At 44.8% G+C, this 20983-nt stretch carries 22 protein-coding genes; 11 read left to right on the top strand and 11 right to left on the bottom strand.

Annotated elements, in window-relative coordinates; translation table 11 throughout:
- Window positions 1-12 precede the first annotated feature (12 nt).
- Genes K2Q13_RS04830 through K2Q13_RS04815 form a run of 4 tightly spaced genes read right to left on the bottom strand, consistent with a single transcriptional unit; the run spans window position 13 to window position 2418 of the window.
- A complete protein-coding gene (locus K2Q13_RS04830) occupies window positions 13-582 on the bottom strand; it encodes a PilX N-terminal domain-containing pilus assembly protein (protein ID WP_292919536.1) in 570 nt (189 codons plus the stop codon).
- The gene (locus K2Q13_RS04825) at window positions 579-1379 is read right to left on the bottom strand and encodes a PilW family protein (RefSeq protein WP_292919535.1); all 801 of its coding nucleotides are present in this window, start codon (window positions 1377-1379) and stop codon (window positions 579-581) included. Before K2Q13_RS04825 ends, K2Q13_RS04830 begins: the two co-directional genes overlap by 4 nt.
- Window positions 1376-1891, bottom strand: a complete 516-nt coding sequence (gene pilV / locus K2Q13_RS04820) for a type IV pilus modification protein PilV (RefSeq protein WP_292919534.1) — start codon at window positions 1889-1891, stop codon at window positions 1376-1378. Before pilV ends, K2Q13_RS04825 begins: the two co-directional genes overlap by 4 nt.
- On the bottom strand, window positions 1882-2418 hold the full coding sequence (locus K2Q13_RS04815; RefSeq protein WP_292919533.1) for a Tfp pilus assembly protein FimT/FimU: 537 nt from the start codon (window positions 2416-2418) through the stop codon (window positions 1882-1884). Before K2Q13_RS04815 ends, pilV begins: the two co-directional genes overlap by 10 nt.
- Before the next feature lie 223 nt (window positions 2419-2641).
- On the opposite strand from K2Q13_RS04815, the gene thiO reads away from it, so the two are divergent.
- Entirely contained in the window at window positions 2642-3748 is a 1107-nt protein-coding gene (gene thiO / locus K2Q13_RS04810; protein ID WP_292919532.1) for a glycine oxidase ThiO, read from the top strand.
- A gap of 7 nt (window positions 3749-3755) precedes the next feature.
- On the opposite strand, the gene ispH is transcribed toward thiO, so the two are convergent.
- Together ispH and K2Q13_RS04800 are read right to left on the bottom strand one after the other, a co-directional pair.
- Window positions 3756-4700 carry a 4-hydroxy-3-methylbut-2-enyl diphosphate reductase gene (gene ispH, locus K2Q13_RS04805; protein WP_292919531.1) on the bottom strand — a complete coding sequence of 315 codons (945 nt, stop codon included), beginning with the start codon at window positions 4698-4700 and terminating at the stop codon, window positions 3756-3758.
- 88 nt (window positions 4701-4788) lie between these two features.
- Window positions 4789-5919, bottom strand: coding sequence for a 3-deoxy-7-phosphoheptulonate synthase (locus tag K2Q13_RS04800; protein WP_292919530.1), 1131 nt, complete (start codon window positions 5917-5919; stop codon window positions 4789-4791).
- Window positions 5920-6131: 212 nt separating this feature from the next.
- Between K2Q13_RS04800 and K2Q13_RS04795 the strand changes: the two genes are divergently transcribed.
- Both K2Q13_RS04795 and K2Q13_RS04790 read left to right on the top strand, forming a co-directional pair.
- Window positions 6132-7400 carry an ATP-binding protein gene (locus tag K2Q13_RS04795; RefSeq protein ID WP_292919529.1) on the top strand — a complete coding sequence of 423 codons (1269 nt, stop codon included), beginning with the start codon at window positions 6132-6134 and terminating at the stop codon, window positions 7398-7400.
- The gene (locus K2Q13_RS04790) at window positions 7397-7957 is read left to right on the top strand and encodes a response regulator transcription factor (protein ID WP_292919528.1); all 561 of its coding nucleotides are present in this window, start codon (window positions 7397-7399) and stop codon (window positions 7955-7957) included. The genes K2Q13_RS04795 and K2Q13_RS04790 overlap by 4 nt, the downstream gene beginning before the upstream one ends.
- Before the next feature lie 2 nt (window positions 7958-7959).
- Here the strand turns inward: K2Q13_RS04790 and ribD are convergent, their stop codons facing one another.
- The 4 genes from ribD to K2Q13_RS04770 form a co-directional block, all read right to left on the bottom strand.
- On the bottom strand, window positions 7960-9069 hold the full coding sequence (gene ribD, locus K2Q13_RS04785; protein ID WP_292919527.1) for a bifunctional diaminohydroxyphosphoribosylaminopyrimidine deaminase/5-amino-6-(5-phosphoribosylamino)uracil reductase RibD: 1110 nt from the start codon (window positions 9067-9069) through the stop codon (window positions 7960-7962).
- A gap of 113 nt (window positions 9070-9182) precedes the next feature.
- A complete protein-coding gene (gene nrdR / locus K2Q13_RS04780) occupies window positions 9183-9629 on the bottom strand; it encodes a transcriptional regulator NrdR (protein WP_292919526.1) in 447 nt (148 codons plus the stop codon).
- A 56-nt stretch (window positions 9630-9685) separates the two neighbouring features.
- Window positions 9686-10933: a serine hydroxymethyltransferase gene (gene glyA / locus K2Q13_RS04775; RefSeq protein WP_292919525.1), complete on the bottom strand. Its 1248-nt coding sequence runs from the start codon at window positions 10931-10933 to the stop codon at window positions 9686-9688.
- A 190-nt stretch (window positions 10934-11123) separates the two neighbouring features.
- Window positions 11124-11825 (bottom strand): type 1 glutamine amidotransferase, encoded by a 702-nt coding sequence (locus K2Q13_RS04770; RefSeq protein ID WP_292919524.1) that lies wholly within the window; start codon window positions 11823-11825, stop codon window positions 11124-11126.
- Between the two features lie 160 nt (window positions 11826-11985).
- Here K2Q13_RS04770 and K2Q13_RS04765 point away from each other — a divergent pair, with 160 nt between their 5' ends.
- Entirely contained in the window at window positions 11986-13368 is a 1383-nt protein-coding gene (locus K2Q13_RS04765) for a DUF2868 domain-containing protein (protein WP_292919523.1), read from the top strand.
- A 3-nt stretch (window positions 13369-13371) separates the two neighbouring features.
- Window positions 13372-14778, top strand: coding sequence for a GTPase/DUF3482 domain-containing protein (locus K2Q13_RS04760; RefSeq protein WP_292919522.1), 1407 nt, complete (start codon window positions 13372-13374; stop codon window positions 14776-14778).
- A 170-nt stretch (window positions 14779-14948) separates the two neighbouring features.
- On the opposite strand, the gene K2Q13_RS04755 is transcribed toward K2Q13_RS04760, so the two are convergent.
- Window positions 14949-15089: a hypothetical protein gene (locus K2Q13_RS04755; protein ID WP_292919521.1), complete on the bottom strand. Its 141-nt coding sequence runs from the start codon at window positions 15087-15089 to the stop codon at window positions 14949-14951.
- A gap of 399 nt (window positions 15090-15488) precedes the next feature.
- Between K2Q13_RS04755 and K2Q13_RS04750 the strand changes: the two genes are divergently transcribed.
- From K2Q13_RS04750 to K2Q13_RS04725, 6 genes are all read left to right on the top strand, one after another.
- A complete protein-coding gene (locus K2Q13_RS04750) occupies window positions 15489-16172 on the top strand; it encodes a zinc metallopeptidase (protein ID WP_292919520.1) in 684 nt (227 codons plus the stop codon).
- Between the two features lie 137 nt (window positions 16173-16309).
- The gene (gene gspG / locus K2Q13_RS04745) at window positions 16310-16744 is read left to right on the top strand and encodes a type II secretion system major pseudopilin GspG (RefSeq protein ID WP_292919519.1); all 435 of its coding nucleotides are present in this window, start codon (window positions 16310-16312) and stop codon (window positions 16742-16744) included.
- Between the two features lie 8 nt (window positions 16745-16752).
- On the top strand, window positions 16753-17937 hold the full coding sequence (locus tag K2Q13_RS04740; RefSeq protein ID WP_292919518.1) for a type II secretion system F family protein: 1185 nt from the start codon (window positions 16753-16755) through the stop codon (window positions 17935-17937).
- Window positions 17937-19625, top strand: coding sequence for a GspE/PulE family protein (locus tag K2Q13_RS04735; RefSeq protein WP_292919517.1), 1689 nt, complete (start codon window positions 17937-17939; stop codon window positions 19623-19625). The genes K2Q13_RS04740 and K2Q13_RS04735 overlap by 1 nt, the downstream gene beginning before the upstream one ends.
- On the top strand, window positions 19606-20439 hold the full coding sequence (locus tag K2Q13_RS04730; RefSeq protein WP_292919516.1) for a hypothetical protein: 834 nt from the start codon (window positions 19606-19608) through the stop codon (window positions 20437-20439). Before K2Q13_RS04735 ends, K2Q13_RS04730 begins: the two co-directional genes overlap by 20 nt.
- On the top strand, window positions 20427-20975 hold the full coding sequence (locus K2Q13_RS04725; protein ID WP_292919515.1) for a PilN domain-containing protein: 549 nt from the start codon (window positions 20427-20429) through the stop codon (window positions 20973-20975). The genes K2Q13_RS04730 and K2Q13_RS04725 overlap by 13 nt, the downstream gene beginning before the upstream one ends.
- Window positions 20976-20983 lie beyond the last annotated feature (8 nt).

Raw genomic sequence — 20983 nt, 5'->3', positions numbered from 1 at the left:
ATTTTTCTATAACTATGGCCTAAAAACCTCTTGTATCCATACAACAGTACCTTGCTTGGCTCCTTGAGCTCGAACAGTAATACGATAGTAGTACCGTAAAGTATTTCCGGGCGGTGTTTTCTGTATCCCTTCAATCAAATATGTGGGTGCTGGGACACCGACTGGTAGACCAGGTGCTGTGTAAGGAACACCATTAAATCTAAAAACGTTGCCTTCTACATAATTAATCGGACAACCCGGGTTACAGTACGTATCCCAGGATTTAGCTGGAGCATCAACACCTGCGCCGTAATAACAGAATCCGTCTGTGCAGTTCGTGTCAAACTCACTCATGCCCTCAATCGATTTGGGTGAATTTGTAGAAGGATCATTATCACGAATATGATTTTCGGCATAGCGCAAAGCCATTTCTGCTGCTTGCATTGCGAGCATGCGGTCTCGCATATTGGCCGACATTCTTTCTTCTATCGTTGCCATTTTCGCGGCTGTTATTCCAAGAAGAGATAAAGCCAACAGAAAAATCAGGCCTGTTACAAAGACAGCACCACTTTGCCGCTGAAAATAATAAAGATTCCTACTCATGGCGTATCATTAATGCGGTTACGTAAATTAATCGTTGATGTAAACGCGCGTCTTAATCGCCTATCTGACGGGATGGCAATTGATGCACCATTGCAGTCGAGATAATTGCCTGCTGAAACAACATTTGTTTTTTCAGAGCGAATCAAAACACAAATACGCGCTGTGATAACTTGCTCCCAATCGGCTGGTAGATCGGTATATTGATCAACGGATTGATCACTGTTGGTATCCACTCCGTAAAGAATTTGTAGATCTTCTACATCGCTTAATAAAACTTGCCCGATTGGTGGTGCGCCGGGTGCCAGCGGGGTATCGGAAATTTGCCCATCACACTGTAATTCTGCATTGCCTGCATCAATGTTAAAATGATTCTGGATAATTTGGCCCGCAACACCTACCACTGTACCTTCGCAATCACTGTCTCCAATTGCTCCTTCAAATTGCACAGTTAAAGTATCGGCCACACCAGCACTGCCATTAGTGCCGCTAATGGCAGTGCCCGTAAATTCGACTTTAAACCCAGTAAATGGTATTTCTACGTGTCCAGCTTGCTTGATACTTCGTCCAATAATCTCCAACGCGAAACGCCCATTTTCTTGTACCCGGGCATTATCTTCCTGTTCGCGAAAAACTCCCTGGCTACTGACAAACACAGTGCCGATAACGAGTAGTAAAACCAGACCTACTATCATTCCAATCATCAGCTCAATCAGAGTGAAGCCACCCTGAGCGTTCAGTTTTCTATTTTCTTGTTCGGGCTCGAACCCTTCTTGATGAATTGTTGAAGTAGTTATCACGGCGCAAACCTTGTTACAAAACATTGAGTATTTGCTGTTCCCCCTGGACAGTTAGGACTAGGGTTAGGATCATCTGCCATTTCTTTTTCTGTCCACATCAAAGTAATTGAATATCCTGCTGCTAGGTTTCCATTTACAATGCCAACACCGCCGGGAAGTAATCTAGCGTTAGCTGTATTCCATAGCGCATGATCAAAAGTCGCGATTTGTGTCGGACTACAGGTATTTGCTACACAATCCGCGCTGCTGGGAATATTTGCTGAAAGTGCGTCATATGCTCCGGCGACTACACCTGCTATGTTGGCACGCATACGATCGGCAATATCCTCTGTTTGTTTGCTGGCTACAGAACGATAATATGCAACATTGTTACTACGCGCACCGGATACAACCAGTGCCGCCATACCTAGTAAGCCAAAAGACACGATTAGAAGCGTAATTAGTACTTCAATTAAGCTAAAGCCATTGTTCTGAATTTTCTTTTTTATTGAAAATACCCTATTTATCCGCATGTTCCTGTACCTGTTTCAGAACGAAAGCGCCCCTGGTTATTTAAAATAATGGTTTTTGAATGCGATCCCCCACGACTATCGCACAGTGTAAAAGAACCGTTAAATCCCATGGAAAAACCATTGGCAGTAAATGTAACCCTGCCAATATTTCCCGAGAATGTATTTCCTCCCGAGAAAGTTATTCCAACCTGTAGAATTTCTTCACCTGCGTCAACTACACCAGCATTATTGGCATCGGCAAATACTAGCCAGCCATTCGACCAGATCGATCCCCCTGTGCAGCTCGTACCATTTGTACTGGGGCAAAGTGAAACCGGGCTGCTGCGTCGAACAGCTTCACTTTTAGCTAAAGCCAATGCCGAATAGAAACTATTGCTTTGTGTTGTCAATAAATTGTTTTGAATAAATGTACTAAAACTTGGCACAGCAACTGATAACAAAATACTGGCCACGCTCAATGTGACAAGCAGTTCAATCAAGGTAAAACCATGTTGGTGTAGCTGTTTAATTAGTTGCATCTTTTTCATGCGCGAAATCTCATACCATCTTTGTTTTATCTTCTAAGCTCATTTATTAATATCTTTCGGCTAGATTCTAGCGGCCATAATTTAGACAAACTTTAGTTTTTAGAACGAAATCTTATGTATCTCTCGATTGTTGATTCAATGCATCTATACACAATTGGTATGGGATAATGTTCGTTTTACCAAGCTTTACAATTTTTCAGTATGAGCAAATAATTAATCCATCATGAAGCAGGATATAGTTGTCATTGGTGCGGGAATCATTGGACTTGCAACGGCTGAAAGGCTTTTAGCACGGGGCGCGAATGTTACGGTACTTGAACGAAATCAAGCAGGACAGGAATCATCCTGGGCGGGTGGTGGTATTTTATCGCCGCTTTTGCCATGGGATTATTCCGATTATGTCACACAACTTACCAGCTACAGTGCCAAGCAATTTCCAGCTTGGGTTTCAGCTTTGCAGGAGGTGTCTGGGATAGATTCAGAATACGAAATATCCGGCATGTTGATATTGCCGCCTTACGATTTAGAAATTGCTAAGCAATGGTGTGCGGTTCGAGGGATTGAAATCGAACAGCCCACAGTTCCCAATATTTTTTCTATCGGAAAAAAATTCGGTTCTGATAGAATGAAAACACAAGATCGTTCTTTATTTCTGCCAAATATTGCTCAAGTGCGTAACCCTAGACTATTACGTGCATTAATCAGCCGAGTTTTACAGCTAGGTGGGAGAATCATAGAAAATTGTGCAGCCTATTATTTCAATTCTAGTCATCAACAGATACAATCGCTTACATCGTCTTGTGGGGAATTTGTTGCTGATTACTATATTGTTAGTGCGGGCGCCTGGAGTAAAGAGGTATTGGGAGTTCACGCTCTGCAGCTCGATATCAAGCCAATAAAAGGGCAAATGTTATTATTTAAATTTAATATACCACCGGTAAGTAACATTGTGGTGCGAAATGATTTTTACATCATACCTCGTCGAGATGGCCATGTGCTCATTGGCAGTACACTCGAGGATGTAGGGTTTGATAAACAAACGACGGTATCAGCATTTAACCAGTTATTAAGACACGCCTATGATATTTTGCCGTCACTTCATATGATGCCAATTAAGCAACACTGGTCAGGATTACGCCCTGCTTCATCCAAAAATATCCCTACGATTGGTTGGCATCCGGTCATTCGTAATTTGCTGATCAATAGCGGACACTATCGCTATGGGGTAACGATGGCACCTGCTAGCGCTGAGATCCTAGTCAATGAGATGACGGGTGCTACACAACCATTCGATATCTCTCCGTACCAAGCAGGATGGGAAATTAACTAACGTTCATCTAGGCCTTGGGTAATGGGAACACAACCGACTCTACAACACCACTTAACTCTTCTATCATTACATCCTCACCAATTTGATCGGCACCTATTTGTTTGAGTCTGGATATCACTTGCTGTACTAGAATTTCAGGTGCAGAAGCTCCGGCCGTAATGCCAATAATTTTCTTTCCGATGAACCATGCTTCTTGCAACTGCTCGGCGCGATCTACCATATAAGATTCCACATTGGCATTTCTCGCTACTTCACAAAGTCGATTTGAGTTCGAACTATTGGGAGAGCCAACTACGATAACTAAATCACATTGGTTAACCATCTTTTTAACAGCATCTTGACGGTTTTGCGTGGCATAGCAGATATCGTCTTTTTTAGGGCCGGTGATCATTGGGAAGCGTTTTTTTAGGGCATCGACAATGCGTGCAGCATCATCGACAGATAACGTAGTTTGAGTCACATAAGCCAGATTTGTCTCATCTTTAACCGTTAAAACCTCAACATCCATCTCTGTTTCTACCAGATACATTCCTTTGTCTTCACCTTCAATCTGCCCCATGGTGCCTTCAACCTCAGGATGACCTTGATGGCCGATCATAATGATTTCCTTGCCATCTTTACGCATCTTACCTACTTCGACATGAACCTTGGTAACCAGCGGACAAGTTGCGTCAAATACCTTCAATTTCCGATCAGCGGCTTCCCGGCGGACCGCATGAGAAACGCCATGTGCGCTAAAAATTAGAATGCTATCTTGTGGTACCTCATCCAAGTTCTCCACAAAAACTGCGCCTTTCTTCTCCAGGTTTTCTACCACAAATCGATTATGCACCACCTCATGACGGACATATATCGGTGCGCCATGCATTGTAAGTGCTCTTTCTACAATTTCGATCGCGCGGTCCACGCCGGCGCAAAAACCTCTTGGATTTGAGAGTAATACTTTGATCATTTTTTCATTCTCCAACAATGGATATTATGTTTGCAATTATTCGGTAATAGATAAATTTTACAGACAATAAAACTTAGCGGTTTTTAAATTACGCAGTATTTTGTTTTTCTCGATAACGCTCAGCTAGTAGGGTACGTTTTTCATAAGCTTCACGAGCGATTTGGATGTCCTCAAGAAACTGCGGCAATTCCTTGATCAGTAATGCTTGTGGGCCATCCACCAACGCGTTACTGGGTGCCGGGTGAAAATCCACCAGTACCATATTGGCGCCTGCAACGATGCCTTGTGCAGTTACATGCATAATGTCCAATATGCCCTCCGGCGAGCTTGCGCGTGTTCCCACTGAATGTGACGGATCTATACAGACCGGCATGCGTGTCAAGCGCTTGACCGCCGGCACATGTGAGAAATCGACAAAATTACGATGCGGGTCACCCATGTTTGTTTTCATGCCACGCAAACCGAAAATCACTTTTCGATTTCCTTCCGAAGCTAAATATTCTGCAGCATTCAAAGATTCATCCAAAGTAATGCCAAAGCCTCGTTTGATCAATACCGGAAAATTCTGCTGACGACCAACGATTTTTAATAATTCAAAATTTTGTGTATTCCTTGTACCTATCTGCAGCATAACGCCGGTTGCACTGCCTGTCTGGTAAAGTGCGTTACGTATCTCTTCTAAATGAGACTCGTGCGTAATCTCCATGGCGATCACTTTTATTCCATATTTCCCTGCCATATCAAATACATAAGGTAGGCATGTCTTGCCGTGGCCCTGAAATGCATATGGGCTGGTGCGCGGTTTATAAGCACCCATACGTGTACAAACCTGACCGTGTTCACGCAATGCCTTCATCATCATTTCCACATGTTCAATGGTGTCAACGGCGCATAGACCGGCAAACACGTTTAGCGTGTCTTGCCCAAAACGAACATCGTTATATTCAAAGTAAGTTGGGCGATCGTCATTCTTATGTCGACCTAAAACGCGATATTCTTCGGATACGCGTACAACGCTATCAACACAAGGTAAGCAACTCACATCTTCAATGGATAATACTTTGGTGTTACCGATTAAATATATCTCTGTTAGTGTTTGCTCGATGCCGACCTCGGTATGGATGCGTGTTGATATCCCCGTGAAATTGGCTAGATGCGCCATCAACTGTTTATATTCTGGGCTTTCAGGTCGGGTATTGGGAGCAAGAATAAGAATCATAAAGTAATTTTAGAAAGATAATGCTAATTTTCGAGCGCAAGAAAGGTGACCGAAGATTTTAACCGAAAAAACCATTGGTTACCATGATTTCAGTATGTGTTCAAATTTATGCTTAAACCAACCTGAGACAATTTGTCACATAGCTATTTTATGAAATTTCAGCTAATGTTCTATAGTTAAAATAAGTCAAAAATTCATCCTATACATGCATCATGTTCAGTGATCTCAGTCAATCACCACTTAGCAAAAACTTGCACCGATTATTTCTGCTCCGAAATATCGCTATATTTGCCCAATGTCTCACCTTTACCATTGTGTACTGGAGCATTGATATTGTAATCCCTTGGCTACCCATGATTTTCGTTGTGATATTACTCTCAGTAATAAATCTACTTACATGGATACGATTACATCGCACATGGCCAGTCTCTCACCTGGAATTCTTTTTTCAATTGTTGATTGATGTTCTGGCACTGAGTGCTCTGCTATATTTCAGTGGCGGATCAACCAATCCATTTATTTCATTATTCTTGTTACCCCTGACTATCGCAGCCGCTACGCTACCTTGGCGCTACACATGGATTATGGCTATTATTACAATTGCTTGTTATACGCTACTGTTATTCGTTTATATACCTCTCCCGCACGAGCATAGCAATCATCTTATAGAGTTTGCATTGCATGTATCTGGAATGTGGCTGGCATTTGTATTAAGTACAGTAATCATTGCCTGGTTTGTCGTTAGAATGAGTTCTTCCATCCGCGATCGGGACCGCGATCTTGCCAAAGCACGTGAACATGCATTGCGCAATGAGCAAATCATCGCCTTAGGAACACTGGCCGCAGGTGCCGCTCATGAGCTAGGCACGCCGCTCTCGACGATGGCGGTAGTAACCGGTGAATTACAGCAAGAATATACGCATGATACAGAATTCCAAAACAACATTCATATACTGCGGGATCAGATAGTTCATTGCAAGCAGACTTTGACTCATTTGCTGGCGAAAGCAGGTCAAACAAGAGCTGAGCATGGTAGCGAGCTTGCCGTTGACGAATTTCTCCGTCAGATATTGGATAAATGGAAGTTGATACGTCCCTCTGTTAAATTCACGTATCAAAGTACAAGCACACAACCCGTACCTCGAATTATGGACAATCAATTATTGAGCCAATCTATACTCAATCTTCTGAATAATGCCGCAGACGCCTCTTCAGAGCGTATTGAGATCAGCAGCCATTGGGATAATCAAGAGCTGCACCTGGAGATTATTGATGACGGCAAAGGATTGTCAGCAGAAGCATTGCAGCGTGCTGGTGAAGCTTTCTTTTCCAGCAAAGCACCGGGGCAGGGTTTTGGCATCGGCTTATTTTTGGCTAATGCCAATATAGAACGATTTGGTGGTAGCGTTCGTTTGTTTAATCTTGAGAATGGCGGGGCCTGCACACAAGTAGTTTTGCCACTGATAGGATCAATTGCATGATCGAATCCTCATTAATAGACAGTACCGAAGATCCCAGTTTATTGATCGTCGATGACGATACCATTTTTTGTGAAGTATTAGCAAAGGCCATGAGGAAGCGCGGCTTTTTCGTAACATGCTCGCAAGCTATTGAAGATGCTATAAATCTAGCTGAGCAATCGACGCCCGAATATGCCATTGTTGATCTAAAATTATCCAGCGAATCTGGATTGGTATTGGTCGAGAAATTAAGAGACTTGGATCCCGGTACTCGCATTGTCATGCTAACAGGCTATGCCAGCATCGCCACAGCTGTTGAGGCAATTAAACTTGGCGCCACCCATTATCTTGCAAAACCTGTTGATGCGGATCAAATCATGGCAGCTTTTGAACGTACAGTTGGGGAGTCGGATACACCTATCAGTGCGAATCCTTTATCAGTGGGTCGATTAGAGTGGGAATATATTCAACGTATTCTTTCCGAGAATGATAATAATATCTCGGTGACAGCAAGAATATTGAATATGCATCGGCGCACGCTGCAACGAAAACTTGCCAAGAGACCCTTGCGAGAGTAGATCTACAATAAGCTCAGGCTTGATGGAAATCTTGCGATGATCCGGATATCTTGTCCAATCATGCGTACATCTTGAATTTTAAATTCTTTTTTTTGCTCAAGACAGGTTAATTCAGGCAGTTTAATCATTCCTCGCGCATCATCACCCAGCAAGTGTGGCGCAAGATAACAAATCATTTCATCAACTATTCCAGCTTCAATTAATGCGCCATTCAATTCACGCCCAGCCTCTACCAGCACTTCATTGATTTCCAACTCAGCTAAGATGGTCATCATTCTCCTCAGATCAACTGAGTTTTCCGCATTGGGTATAACAATAACTTGAGCGCCCATTCCGCTAAGCGCTTTTTTTTTCTCAATATTCCCATCATGCGCGGTAAAAATTAATACTTCGTCGCTACCCTGAAGCAATTTCGCATCCAGCGGAATAGTCAACTGGCTGTCCACAATAACCTTTTTAGGCTGGCGTGCTGTCTCAACATGCCGAACTGACAGCTGTGGATTATCGGACTTTACTGTACCAATGCCTGCTACGATAGCACATGAGCGCGCGCGCCATCGATGACCGTCATGTCGTGCAGCTTCGCCAGTAATCCATTGGCTGATTCCGTTGTTCAGTGCTGTTTTGCCATCCAGGCTGGCAGCAGTTTTCAGCCTGATCCATGGTCTCTTATCGGTCATGCGAGTGATAAACCCCGCATTGAGTGTTTGTGCTTGTGTTTGCAGTAAGCCCGTCTGCACGGTGATTCCCGCTTGCTCCAGGAGTGCACAGCCACGTCCGCACATTATTGGATTGGGATCTTCCATGGCTATTATGGCCTTGGCAATTCCAGCGTCAATTAAGGCGTTAACACAGGGCGGTGTCCGTCCATAATGACTGCAAGGCTCCAAAGTAATATAGGCTGTTGCGCCACGCGCCTTTTCTGAGGCTGAGGCTAGTGCATTAATTTCTGCATGTGGCTGCCCCGCCTTTTCGTGCCAGCCACTACCTACGATTTGATCATGTAGGGTGAGTACGCACCCTACACGAGGATTGGGTGTTGTACTGTAGAGTCCTTTTTCTGCCAGACGCAGTGCAAATGACATGAAAGCGTAATCGGCAGAAGAAAACATCTAAAATATCTCTCTGATAAAATATAGGAAAGTCCAGCTTAAAAAAAACGAGAATCATTAGAGATTTCCTGATGGATTTTGGATACTTTCTCCCGTTGTAATTGCTGCCCCGGCTATTGCACTTCCTTAATCGCATCACGAAAATCATCCACGTCCTGAAAGCTTTTATAAACAGATGCAAATCGGATATACGCTACTTTGTCGAGCTTATAAAGTTCTTCCATCACGCTTTCACCAATACTGCGTGATGAAACTTCGCGTTCACCTTTAGCCAGGAATTTTTGTACAATACGATCAATTGCCGCATCGACATAACTGGTTGGAACTGGACGTTTGTGAAGCGCTCTTTTAAAGCCGGTTAACAATTTGTTACGATCAAATTCCGCGCGAGTACCATCATGTTTCACGACCTGAGGTAAACGCAGCTCAATTGTCTCATAGGTTGTAAAGCGTTTATCGCAAGCCAAACAGCGTCGACGACGGCGAATTCTGTGGCCATCCTCACTTACGCGCGAGTCTATGACATTGGTGTCATCGGTATTACAAAAAGGACACTTCATATTTAATCATGATCTGTAATCGTCAACTCAAGTCACGTCACGTGTCGGCTTTGGGATTATCCATACACCGGAAACTTTGCACATAATCGTTTTGCCTCGATAGCTACACGTGATATGACTGCCGAGTCTTCAGGCGCAGCCAGAACGTCTGCTATCAGGTTCGCCAATTGCTCCGATTCTAGTTCTTTGAAACCCCGCGTGGTTATTGCGGGCGATCCGATGCGAATGCCACTGGTAACAAAGGGTTTCTGCGGATCATTGGGGATAGCATTTTTGTTAACCGTGATATGCGCCATTTCAAGCGATTCTTCTGCTTGCTTGCCAGTTAAGTTCATCGCGCGCAAGTCAACTAAGAATAAATGACAATCGGTCTGTCCAGATACAATCCGCAATCCGCGACTGGTTAACACCTTAGCCATGACTCTCGCATTATCAATTACCTGCTCCTGATAATCTTTGAATTCCTTAGTCGCAGCCTCCTTGAATGAAACAGCTTTGGCTGCAATTACATGCATCAATGGACCCCCTTGAGTTTGTGGGAAGATTGCAGAATTCAATGCTTTTTCGTGTTCGGGTTTGGCCATGATGACGCCCCCACGTGGGCCGCGCAATGTTTTGTGCGTAGTGCTTGTGACAAAATCAGCGATGCCGACTGGATTTGGATAAAAGCCTGCTGCCACCAACCCAGCATAATGTGCCATATCCACCAACAAATACGCTCCAACAGCATCGGCTATTTTCCGAAAACGCTTCCAGTCTATCACCCGCGCATAAGCGGAAGCACCCGCTACGATCATTTTAGGTTTATGTTCATGAGCTAATTTCTCGACTTCATCGTAATCAAGCAACTCGGTTTCCGGAACCAAGCCATAAGAAACGGAATTGAAAATTTTTCCGCTCATGCTCACGCTAGAGCCATGGGTTAAATGACCTCCGTGCGCCAGCGACATGCCAAGCAAAGTATCGCCCGGCTTTAGCACTGACAGGTAAACTGCTGTGTTAGCTTGGGAACCCGAGTGCGGTTGTACATTCACATACTCAGCGCCAAAGAGTGCTTTTAATCGATCAATCGCGAGTTGTTCAACCTGATCCGCATACAGGCAACCACCATAATAGCGTTTGCCTGGATAACCTTCGGCGTACTTATTGGTCAGAACGGAGCCTTGGGCTTGCATGACAGCGGGGCTGGCATAATTTTCCGATGCAATTAATTCGATATATTCTTCTTGGCGTTGTACCTCGCCTTTAATTGCTCGCCATAAATCCGGGTCGACATTTTCTATAGTTTGTTTCTGCGAAAACATGTTAGTACCAATCCTTCGAAAATTATTAAAACCTCTATAGTAACATTACCTGTTGAAACGCAGATAATTGATCAAAAAGGCAGTAAAAAAATGAATAGGATTTCCTTGCTGCAGGTCATGCCTTTGTCTCTCAATTGGTGCCAGCGTTCTCATTGTTGAGAATGACCTGATAACAAATGAACTTCACGGGTTATTTCAAATGAACGATCCATTGCTGATACAACCTTTCAGCTACCCTATTTAGCGCTGCCACCCGCTCAGGTAAATCTTTTTCAATCTCTTCCATTGATTGCACTGATGGCTCGTTGATGTTGGCAAGCTCTTCCGCAGCTACGCTGCACCAGTCTCGCACCAAACGTTCTGTCATTTCGACATGGCATTGCATGCCTAAATGCATGTCGAGTGCAAAAGCCTGATTCTCGCAGTACTGATTGGATAGGATGCACGTGGCCCCTTGGGGCAGACTGAAAGCTTCGCCGTGCCAATGAAAGGAATTGAAAGTGGTTAGATCACCAAACCATTCCCGCGCAATCGGATGATCCGGCACGGTGACTTCACCCCACCCCATCTCTTTCACCGGATTGGTGCTGACAGCGCCTCCCAGTGCCTTAGCCATCAATTGTCCACCCAAACAATGGCCCAATACCGGCATATCCACGGCAGCTGCGTGTCGGATCAATGTTAGCGACGATTCGATCCAGGGTAAATCATCGTTGACGCTCATTGACCCACCCATAAACACTAAACCACTGAATGCATCGATACAGGCTGGTGGTTTTTCTCCAGCGTCGATTTTAATCAGGCGCCAAGGAATATGATTGTTGTCGAGAAATGTGGCAAAATAGCCCGGCCCTTCGATGGGTATATGTCTAAAAATTGCAACCGGCTTCATAAAGGCTTCCTGTCATTATATTGAATGATGTGATGATCAATTTTAGCTTGTTTTGCAGCATGCTGAAAATTCAGGTTGGTTTCTCTTGGACACTTATGAGTCGCTCATTCACCACAAATCGTAACTCTTTGATTGTTATTTGCTCAAAATGGATCGCGCAATGTCAGTAAAAAAATATACCTTTTCTGATTTGGTGCGGATTGAACAATTACGCAAGATCGAATCGATCAAGGCAGAAGAACTATCCTATACCAGCATCAAAAACATACTGAATTCTACAAGCAGCGATTTCAGTTATCATGCATTCATTCATCAGCTGAAGATTCGTGCTCATCATTTGATATACGAGAATGCGCTGGCAGATGAGTTGCGGCAGCCAAGTCAACAGTTTATTCGTGCGCGCCGAATAGGTTTGATCATAGCAGTGATCTTGGGCGGCTTGGCAGCGAGCCAGGCGGTGAGTGAGTCTTCTACGCTGAATATTTATTGGTTGCTTGCTGTGCTGCTGGGATTTAATCTGATTTCCCTATTGCTATGGATATGCGGCATTACTTTGAATTTACAAAGTTTAAGTAGTGGTGTCGTGGCGCAGTTAGCCAGCTGGTTGCCTTATCGGCATAAAAATGATCCCACGATCGCATCGTCGGCATCGCAGGCTTGGTGGGAGAGTTGTTTAACGGGGAAGGTAGGAAAATGGCGTATCAGTGTACTGACGCACCAACTCTGGTTGACTTACTTAACCGCCGGATTAGTGTTGTTGATATTGCTCATGCTGGCCAAGCAATACAATTTTATCTGGGGTACGACATTATTGCCAGAAAGCACTTTGCCTAAACTTACCCAAATCTTAGGCTCACCTCTGGAGGCCGCCGGTTTAAAAATACCGGATAACCCGCAAACGGTTGCAAGCAGGATAGGGGCAGATAAGCAGGATGCGGAAACACGGATGGCTTGGGCTACTTTTTTGATTGGCACCTTGATAGTTTATGGCATATTTCCACGACTGTTATTGCTCGGTCTTTCCTGGGCCATGCAAAAATGGAGTGAGTATCGGTTTAAGCTGGATCTATATCTACCTTATTATATTGAATTGCGTCAGCGTTTGATGGGACGAGATGTTAAAGCGGAAGTTATTGATGCCGATCCGCAGGCAGGTATAAAACCTGTTGACATAGCTCGCCCGCCTGAAAATATCTCTATTCCAGCTAATGCACAAGCGTTTGGCATTGAATTGGATAGCACAACGACCTGGCCTGAGCGGGTGACTTGCCGACTGAATATTATCGATCAGGAATCTCACGACGCAGCGATTTCACTGATAAATAACATGAAAGCTCCTGTATTGTTGGGTGTGGCTGCACATCGCCTGCCGGATCGCGGTGTGCAGCGCATGATTAAAGAATTAGTTGACAGTAGCAATACCAAGCCTTGGTTGATTTTGTTGAGTAAGTCATCAGCACCCGTTGCGCGTGCGCGTGAGTTTGCTTGGTTTCGCTTGGCGGAAGCTTGCGGCATTCCGGCTGAACATGTGATTACTCGATAAATCATGTTAGTCAAAAAGCCCAATGGTTTGGATGCACAATTATTGCTGAATATTGCTGTTGTCGGACATACTAATACCGGTAAAACATCATTGATTCGCACCATGCTACGTAGCACAGAATTCGGTGTTATTGAAGATGCCGCGGGTACAACGCGGCATGTTGAGCAAGCGACAATAAGCGCCGACAACGAACCGATTCTGCATTTGTATGACACGCCCGGTTTGGAAGATTCCAGAGCTTTATTCGCGCACATCAAAAAGCTACAAACCCAATCAAAATTATCGTCACCGGCACAAATATTGGAGCAGTTTGTAGTTAATATTTTTGTCAGTGATCCATTGGAACAAGAAGCAAAGGTCATTCGCCAAGTACTACGCAGCGATATTCTTTTATACATCATTGATGTACGAGAGCCTTTTCTAGAAAAATATCGTTTGGAACTGGAGATTCTCACGCAATCCGGTAAACCGATTATTCCGGTATTTAACTTTATTGCCGGACATGATCGGGAGCTGGCGAAATGGCGAGAGCATTTGACTGCTTTTCATATGCACGCAACGCTCGAGTTTGATACGGTTGCATTTGCCTTTGACGCCGAGAAACGTTTGTATCAGAAAATGCAGACCTTGCTGGAATCTCACTACGATCGATTGCAGAAGCTGATCGATTATCGTGCCAAATTATGGAATCAGCTTTGCTTGTCGGGTGCCAAGCGGATTGCTGAGTTGATTGCAAATGTCGCTTGTTACCGCGAAAGCAAGGCGACGAACAACAATTTAATCGCAAATTCATTGACCGAAAATCGGGTACACGATTTTGTTCGTAAAACCGAGCAACATTGTTTGCATGATTTGTTGGTGATCTTCAATTTCTCAGAAAAAGATGTCGAAATTCAGAAAATTCCTGTCAGCAATGGTCAGTGGCAGTTGGATATCTTTGCGCCCGGTATACTTAAAGCGTATGGGTTGGATGTCGGAAGTGCGGCGGCTAAGGGCGCTGCAGCAGGCGTTGGGATTGATCTGATGGTCGGAGGTATGAGTCTGGGAGCGGCTAGCGCATTGGGTGCCATCGCTGGTGCTGGTTGGTCGACGTTCAAGCGCTATGGTGATGAAATCAAGGCGACCGTCAAAGGCACCAAATGGCAGTGCGCTGATGAAACTACTTTGCAGGTATTGTATTTGCGTCAGAAACACCTATTGAAAAAACTGATGCATCGTGGGCATGCGGCGCAAGATACCTTGCAGGTGGATAAGGCTGATGACGAGAAGTTACCTAATGATTGGAGCAAATTGATCAGCGCCTTACGTCAGAATCCAGGCTGGCAAGAACCTTCTGCTCTGCGTCACAGTAATCCGCAATATCAGCAGATAGAAACTAAATTAGTAGATGAATTGCTGGGTGAAGAGTAATACTTAAATTATGCAATCGTGGTCTACGATGTTTGGAAGAATGTGTTGGCTATACTTGCGGATACTGCTTGTCTCCGTGAAATCTACTTTGTTTGGTTTGTTTTATGAGGATGCCAAAATTATTCAAGAAGTGGTGAAGTAATTGGAACAGTTGATCAGGATCAAAAGTTTTAGACAGAAAGGCGCAACGATGAATGCTTGCTGATTGCTCTCCATAATGTTAGCCCGGTCAGTGCTATGATGGGGATATTGGTTAACAGCAAATTGTGACGAACCCGCAGCGTTGTTTCCAATCCATCCATTTCCGGCATTTGTATATCCATATAGGTTAACACGGTGAATATTAAAACCGCATCTTCTTGCACAAGATAAAAAACGGACTTGCTGAAGAACGCAACAAATCAATTTCTGTATAGACTTTTCTTAAATCTTAGCCATAAAAAATGGCTCATTAATAAAGATTAAGTATAATTTAATGTACTCAGTTGGGGCGAGATTCAATGTTTTCTCAGATATCTGTGGTAGTTTTAAAGTGCTTTCTTCAGTTTTATGCGAATTCAGCAGAAAAATTAATGGGTGTTAGAATAAATAATGCCTTTTGATGTGTCTGATTGATTATTTGGATTTATGAGTTGCGTGTAATCTTGTGGCTTTAATGCCGCACGCTTTTTGCAAGCGGAACCAATTTTTTGTGCGAATATCTGAGTCTTATGCTTTATTTAGTATTCATTGTCGCAATTGCCATACTTATTCTGGGGCCTTCTTACTGGGTTAAACATACTCTGACGAAGTATAGTTACCCCGATGACCGTTACCCAGGCACTGGCGCTGAGTTAGCGCGCATATTGCTTGATTGGGCAAATTTGCAAGCGGTCAAGGTTGAAGTGACTGAGCAAGGGGATCATTATGATCCGATTGAGAAGGCCGTTCGCTTAACACCTGAAAAATTTAACGGCAAATCGTTGACAGCGATTACTGTGGCCGCGCATGAAGTTGGTCACGCGATACAAGACCGGGATGGTTATTTGCCGTTAAAATTGCGGACACGATTGGTTCAGATTGCTGCTCCGGTTGAAAAACTAGGTGCAGCAATTCTGATGATTGCTCCTTTCATCACAATAATTACACGGGCACCGGTCACAGGCGCGCTGTTTTTTGCAGGTGGTTTGTTAACACTGGGCACGGCTACGGTTATACACTTAGTGACGCTTCCAATGGAGCTGCATGCCAGCTTTGCACGGGCAATGCCTATGTTGCAGCATGGCAAGTATCTGATACAAGAGGATGAGCCCCATGCACGCAGGATTTTACGTGCAGCAGCCTGGACATATGTTTCGGCTTCGCTGATGACACTACTTAACATCGGCCGATGGTGGGCAATTTTACGACGCTAGGATGGTTTGGTATTTGGGATTCCTGACATGGCAGCATTTCAATGCAATACTGAATACTGTCTTGACCCTGTCATATAAGCAACATACTATATAACGTTAAGAATCTTATTGGTTAATAAAGTAAATAAAGGATAGACATGATGTATTCGGTTAGGCGACAGAAAGCAAACAATATGCGTGGATTCACACTGCTCGAACTACTGGTTGTAATGGTTATTATCGGTTTGTTGGCTGCTTACGTTGGACCAAAGTACTTTTCGCAAGTCGGTAAATCAGAAATCAAAATGGCGCAAGCGCAAATAGATGCATTAGAAAAAGCGTTGCACCAATATCGTCTGGATGTAGGTAGCTATCCGGCAACCGAGTTGGGCCTGGCAGCATTGGTGAGTCGTCCCAGTAATGAGCCCAGATGGCATGGCCCCTATCTTTCCAAAATGCCACCAGCCGATCCTTGGGGACGCGCATATGTTTATAAGTATCCTGGCGAGCGTTCTGAGTTTGATTTGCTCTCGTATGGTAGAGACGGGCAACCCGGTGGCGATGGTGAGGCGGCCGATATCACCAACTGGTAAATTAGCTTATGCGTTTTGAAGTGAAAGCGGTTATTTCCGGGCAGGGAACTGTACATTTAGAGCTGGAAGCTAACAGTGAGGCAGAAGCACGCCAGCAAGTGATGGAACAAGGCGGTATGGTGTTGAGTGTACGCAGGAGATTTTCCGGTTTTACGTTTAAATCGCGAACCCATTTTCCTTTAGTGCATTTTAGTCAGGAATTGCTTTCCTTACAAACTGCAGGACTAAGTCTAGTGGAGAGTATCGAAACTTTGCTGGAAAAAGAACAGGATGCCAGCAATCGCAAAATTATCCAGAACATTCTCGATCGACTCTACGAAGGAATAACTTTTTCACAAACATTGGAAGATTACCCGCAAGCATTTCCGCCGTTATACATTGCAACGGTTCGTGCCAGTGAGCGAACTGGCGATCTTGCTGAAGCGCTAACACGATTTATTACGTATCAGTCACAAATGGATTTTGTCCGTAAAAAACTGGTGGGTGCGTCCATTTATCCCGTATTGTTATTAGTAGTTGGCTTGCTTGTCTCGGTTTTTCTAATGGTATTTGTAGTTCCCAAATTCAGCGCCATTTATGACGACATGGGGAGCGACTTGCCTTGGTTGTCATTGTTGCTGATTAAATGGGGTCAGTTTGTGCATGAGCGTGGTTGGGAATTGGCCATTGCCGCAATGGCGCTGTTGGTTGTGATGGGATATGTCGTCAGTCGACCCACTTTCTGGGCGAATGCCATGCAGCTATTGTGGCGCATTCCCGCTATTGGCGAACATATGCGGGTTTATCAATTAGCTCGTTTCTATAAAACACTTGGTATGTTGCTGCGTGGCGGAATTCCTGTCACGCAAGCATTGGAGATGGTCAGCGGATTGTTGCAGCCCCATTTTCGACCCAAAGTTGCTGCCGCTGCCAAACATATCCGTGAAGGTAAAACAATTTCCAGCGCAATGGAACAAGAGGGACTGACGACTGCGGTGGGTAATCGCATGCTCCGTGTTGGTGAAAGAACCGGATTGATGGGAGATATGATGGAACGAATCGGTAATTTTCATGATGAGGAGATTGCTCGTTGGGTGGAATGGACAACCAAGCTGATTGAGCCTCTATTGATGGCATTTATCGGCATTGTGATCGGTGGCATTATCATTCTCATGTATATGCCTATATTTGAATTGGCAGGAAGCATCAATTAATGGAAGCCTCCGTGCAAATTGACAGCAAACAACCCATTGATCTCAATCAATTGGCTGAAATTCGTCGCAAAGCAGCTGTGCAAGGTGTTTCTGTTATTCAGATTTTGGAAGAAGATAGCACTTTTACGCCCGATGAGCTGATGCAACAGCTGGGTCAATTAATGCGCATGCCCGTGCTGGAGATGAAAGAGATCCATACATTGCAGCCCGCTTTTGATATTTTGCCGTTTGGTGAAGCAATGACGCATGAGTGCGTGTTGTTTTACAACGACCAGAAGTATTTATTCGCGATTAGTAACCCATTCTCCGGCAGACTGCGTGCATGGGCGGAAGAACGGTTTGATCGGGCAGTGGAATGGTATTTGGTGCATCCGGCCGATTTGAGCGCTTTCTTCACCCAGCAAGAAAAAACCATGCGCGCTATGGATCAAGTGCTGTCATCGGCTGAGCTGGATAAGATGCAAAGCGGTATTGAAGATTTATCGTTGAAGAGTATTAACGAAGGTACCAGTAAAGTAGTGCGGCTGGTACATTCCACATTGTATGACGCGCATAAATCACAAGCCAGTGATATTCACTTGGAGATGTCTCCGGGTTTATTGTCGATAAAATACCGCATTGACGGTGTGTTGACGGCTATTGGTACGATACAAGGCGCAGATTTAGCTGAACAAGTCATTTCCCGCATTAAAGTGATGTCCGAATTGGATATTGCAGAGCGCCGGGTGCCACAAGATGGCCGGTTTAAAATTTCCATCCAGGGGCGGGAGATAGATTTTCGGGTTTCCATCATGCCGAGCATTTTCGGCGAAGATGCAGTGTTGCGTATTCTCGATCGTCAGGCGCTATCCGATCAACTCGAAGGTTTAACCCTGAACCAGCTGGGTTTTAATCAGGCAGCAATCGCGAGTATTCGCCGCTTAAGCTCTGAGCCCTATGGAATGCTACTGGTTACCGGCCCAACCGGTAGTGGCAAGACGACATCTTTGTATGCTGCGATATCGGAAGTGAACAAAGGTCATGACAAAATCATTACGATTGAAGATCCGATTGAATATCAGCTTCCGGGCGTGTTACAGATACCGGTAAATGAGAAAAAAGGACTCACATTTGCGCGAGGTTTGCGTTCAATTCTGCGGCATGATCCTGACAAGATTATGGTAGGTGAGATCCGTGATGCTGAAACTGCGCAAATCGCCATACAGGCTGCATTGACCGGGCATTTGGTGTTTACTACGGTGCATGCGAATAACGTGTTTGATGTGATCGGCCGGTTTTCACATATGGGTGTGGATCCCTATAGCTTTGTGTCTGCTTTGAACGGAATTGTTGCGCAAAGATTAGTGCGCTTGCTTTGCACGCATTGTGCCGTTGATGAGCGTCCGGATGACAATGTAATTGAGGAATCCGGTATTCCTCTGGATCAGGCAAGTCATTACCATTTCCGGAGTGGCAAAGGTTGCGGGCAATGCCGGGGCAGCGGTTATCGCGGTAGAAATGCGATTGCTGAGATTTTGTTGTTGAATGATGAAATTCGTGAATTGATCGTCGCTCACGAGCCGATCCGGCGTATCAAGGAAGCAGCCCGGGACAATGGCACCCGTTTCTTGCGCGAGGCGGCATTGGACATGGTTAAGCAAGGACTAACCAGTTTAGAGGAGGCGAATCGTGTCACGATTGTGGCGTGATCAGATTCAGGTGTTTCTGGCGCCAGAGCGGCTGGACTGGGTGCGTTTGAAACACGGACTTAAACCAGTGCAGACTGCCAAAGTAACGGTGTTTTTCGAGCCTGTTGCGGATGCTCCTGTCTGGTATGCTGCGGTGCAGCAACTGGAAAAGGTTTTGGCAGAAGCTGCCGGAACGGAAGTGTCTGTGATTCTATCCAATCATTTCTTGCGCTATGCAGCGTTGCCACCGCAAAACGAAATCGCCACCCCGGAAGAAGTAAAATCTTACGCCGAATTCCGTATGCGTGAAGTATATGCGGAGCGGGTTGATTCCTGGGTGCTCAGCATCAGTAATTGGAATCCGATCGATGGTGCGGTTTGTGCGGCGATTCCACGTAATCTGCTGATGCAGCTGGAGCACATGGCATCAAGTCATGGTTGTAAGATTAAAGTCATAGAACCCTATCTGGCATCGGTTTACGATCGATGGCAAGTGCAATTGAAGGGAGAAAAAATCTACTTGGCAGTGATTGAGGCGGGACGTATTTGCATCGCGATAACGCATCACGGTAAGTGGCAAAGCATCAGAAATCAACGGATTTTGCACAATGCGGCCGACGATCTGTTGGCGGCATTGGATCAGGAAGTTATCTGGTCTGGAGCAAAAGAAGCGATGGAGTTTGTTTATCTATTTGCACCTGAGCACCCTGAACTGACCCTACCGCAGGAAAGTGGCTGGTGTATCATTTCGCTTCCTGCTGGGAAAATGCCAGCTTTGGCGCATTATCCATCCGTTCCAACCCATCAGTCTGAGCTCAATCAATGTCCCGCCTGAGATTACGATTTCCTTATCGAGAGCAATCTGCGCCACAGCTTGATCTTTCGCTGTTACTGCTGGGTTTATTGATAGTTGTGGTGGTATTTTTTCAATTCCGTTATCAGGTTGAAGAGATCAATGCCTGGAGTAACCGGGTCGAGCGCATGGAGAGACAGCAGCAACAAAAGGCTGCTCCACGCACCCGGGCTACTTCCCGTATTCGTGAATTTGGCCAGGAGATCCAGAAAGAAATCACACAAGCCAATGCAATTCTGGATCAGCTGAACTTACCCTGGGAAATGTTGTTTGACTCGATCGAGCAGGCAGCGACCGAAGATGTTGCCTTGTTATCATTACAACCTAATTTCTCCAATCGCAGCTTGCGCTTGAGTGGAGAGGCTAGGAGTATGGCCGAATTACTGGATTTTGTGGAAGCGCTGGAACGGGAATTGGTATTTGAAAATGTGCACTTGTTAAATTACAAAATTAAATTAGAGAATCCGCAGCGTCCGATTATTTTTCTGTTAAATGCCGAATGGATTCAAACTATTTAAAAAGAGAA

It is taken from the genome of Nitrosomonas sp., from assembly GCF_019752095.1.
Lineage (GTDB): Bacteria > Pseudomonadota > Gammaproteobacteria > Burkholderiales > Nitrosomonadaceae > Nitrosomonas.
Note: the sequence above shows the minus strand (reverse complement) of the source record. Positions and strands in the feature narration are given on the sequence as shown.

Excerpts from the sequence above, each read along its gene's own strand:
- K2Q13_RS04725 (WP_292919515.1), top strand. The coding sequence starts at position 20,427 with ATGTCCCGCCTGAGATTACGATTTCCTTATCGAGAGCAATCTGCGCCA.
- thiO (WP_292919532.1), top strand. The coding sequence starts at position 2,642 with ATGAAGCAGGATATAGTTGTCATTGGTGCGGGAATCATTGGACTTGCA.
- K2Q13_RS04790 (WP_292919528.1), top strand. The coding sequence starts at position 7,397 with ATGATCGAATCCTCATTAATAGACAGTACCGAAGATCCCAGTTTATTG.
- K2Q13_RS04830 (WP_292919536.1), bottom strand. The coding sequence starts at position 582 with ATGAGTAGGAATCTTTATTATTTTCAGCGGCAAAGTGGTGCTGTCTTT.
- glyA (WP_292919525.1), bottom strand. The coding sequence starts at position 10,933 with ATGTTTTCGCAGAAACAAACTATAGAAAATGTCGACCCGGATTTATGG.
- K2Q13_RS04800 (WP_292919530.1), bottom strand. The coding sequence starts at position 5,919 with ATGATTCTTATTCTTGCTCCCAATACCCGACCTGAAAGCCCAGAATAT.
- K2Q13_RS04755 (WP_292919521.1), bottom strand. The coding sequence starts at position 15,089 with ATGCCGGAAATGGATGGATTGGAAACAACGCTGCGGGTTCGTCACAAT.
- nrdR (WP_292919526.1), bottom strand. The coding sequence starts at position 9,629 with ATGAAGTGTCCTTTTTGTAATACCGATGACACCAATGTCATAGACTCG.
- K2Q13_RS04815 (WP_292919533.1), bottom strand. The coding sequence starts at position 2,418 with ATGAAAAAGATGCAACTAATTAAACAGCTACACCAACATGGTTTTACC.
- K2Q13_RS04750 (WP_292919520.1), top strand. The coding sequence starts at position 15,489 with ATGCTTTATTTAGTATTCATTGTCGCAATTGCCATACTTATTCTGGGG.
- K2Q13_RS04740 (WP_292919518.1), top strand. The coding sequence starts at position 16,753 with ATGCGTTTTGAAGTGAAAGCGGTTATTTCCGGGCAGGGAACTGTACAT.
- ispH (WP_292919531.1), bottom strand. The coding sequence starts at position 4,700 with ATGATCAAAGTATTACTCTCAAATCCAAGAGGTTTTTGCGCCGGCGTG.
- K2Q13_RS04795 (WP_292919529.1), top strand. The coding sequence starts at position 6,132 with ATGTTCAGTGATCTCAGTCAATCACCACTTAGCAAAAACTTGCACCGA.
- K2Q13_RS04765 (WP_292919523.1), top strand. The coding sequence starts at position 11,986 with ATGTCAGTAAAAAAATATACCTTTTCTGATTTGGTGCGGATTGAACAA.
- pilV (WP_292919534.1), bottom strand. The coding sequence starts at position 1,891 with ATGCGGATAAATAGGGTATTTTCAATAAAAAAGAAAATTCAGAACAAT.
- K2Q13_RS04735 (WP_292919517.1), top strand. The coding sequence starts at position 17,937 with ATGGAAGCCTCCGTGCAAATTGACAGCAAACAACCCATTGATCTCAAT.
- ribD (WP_292919527.1), bottom strand. The coding sequence starts at position 9,069 with ATGTTTTCTTCTGCCGATTACGCTTTCATGTCATTTGCACTGCGTCTG.
- gspG (WP_292919519.1), top strand. The coding sequence starts at position 16,310 with ATGATGTATTCGGTTAGGCGACAGAAAGCAAACAATATGCGTGGATTC.
- K2Q13_RS04760 (WP_292919522.1), top strand. The coding sequence starts at position 13,372 with ATGTTAGTCAAAAAGCCCAATGGTTTGGATGCACAATTATTGCTGAAT.
- K2Q13_RS04770 (WP_292919524.1), bottom strand. The coding sequence starts at position 11,825 with ATGAAGCCGGTTGCAATTTTTAGACATATACCCATCGAAGGGCCGGGC.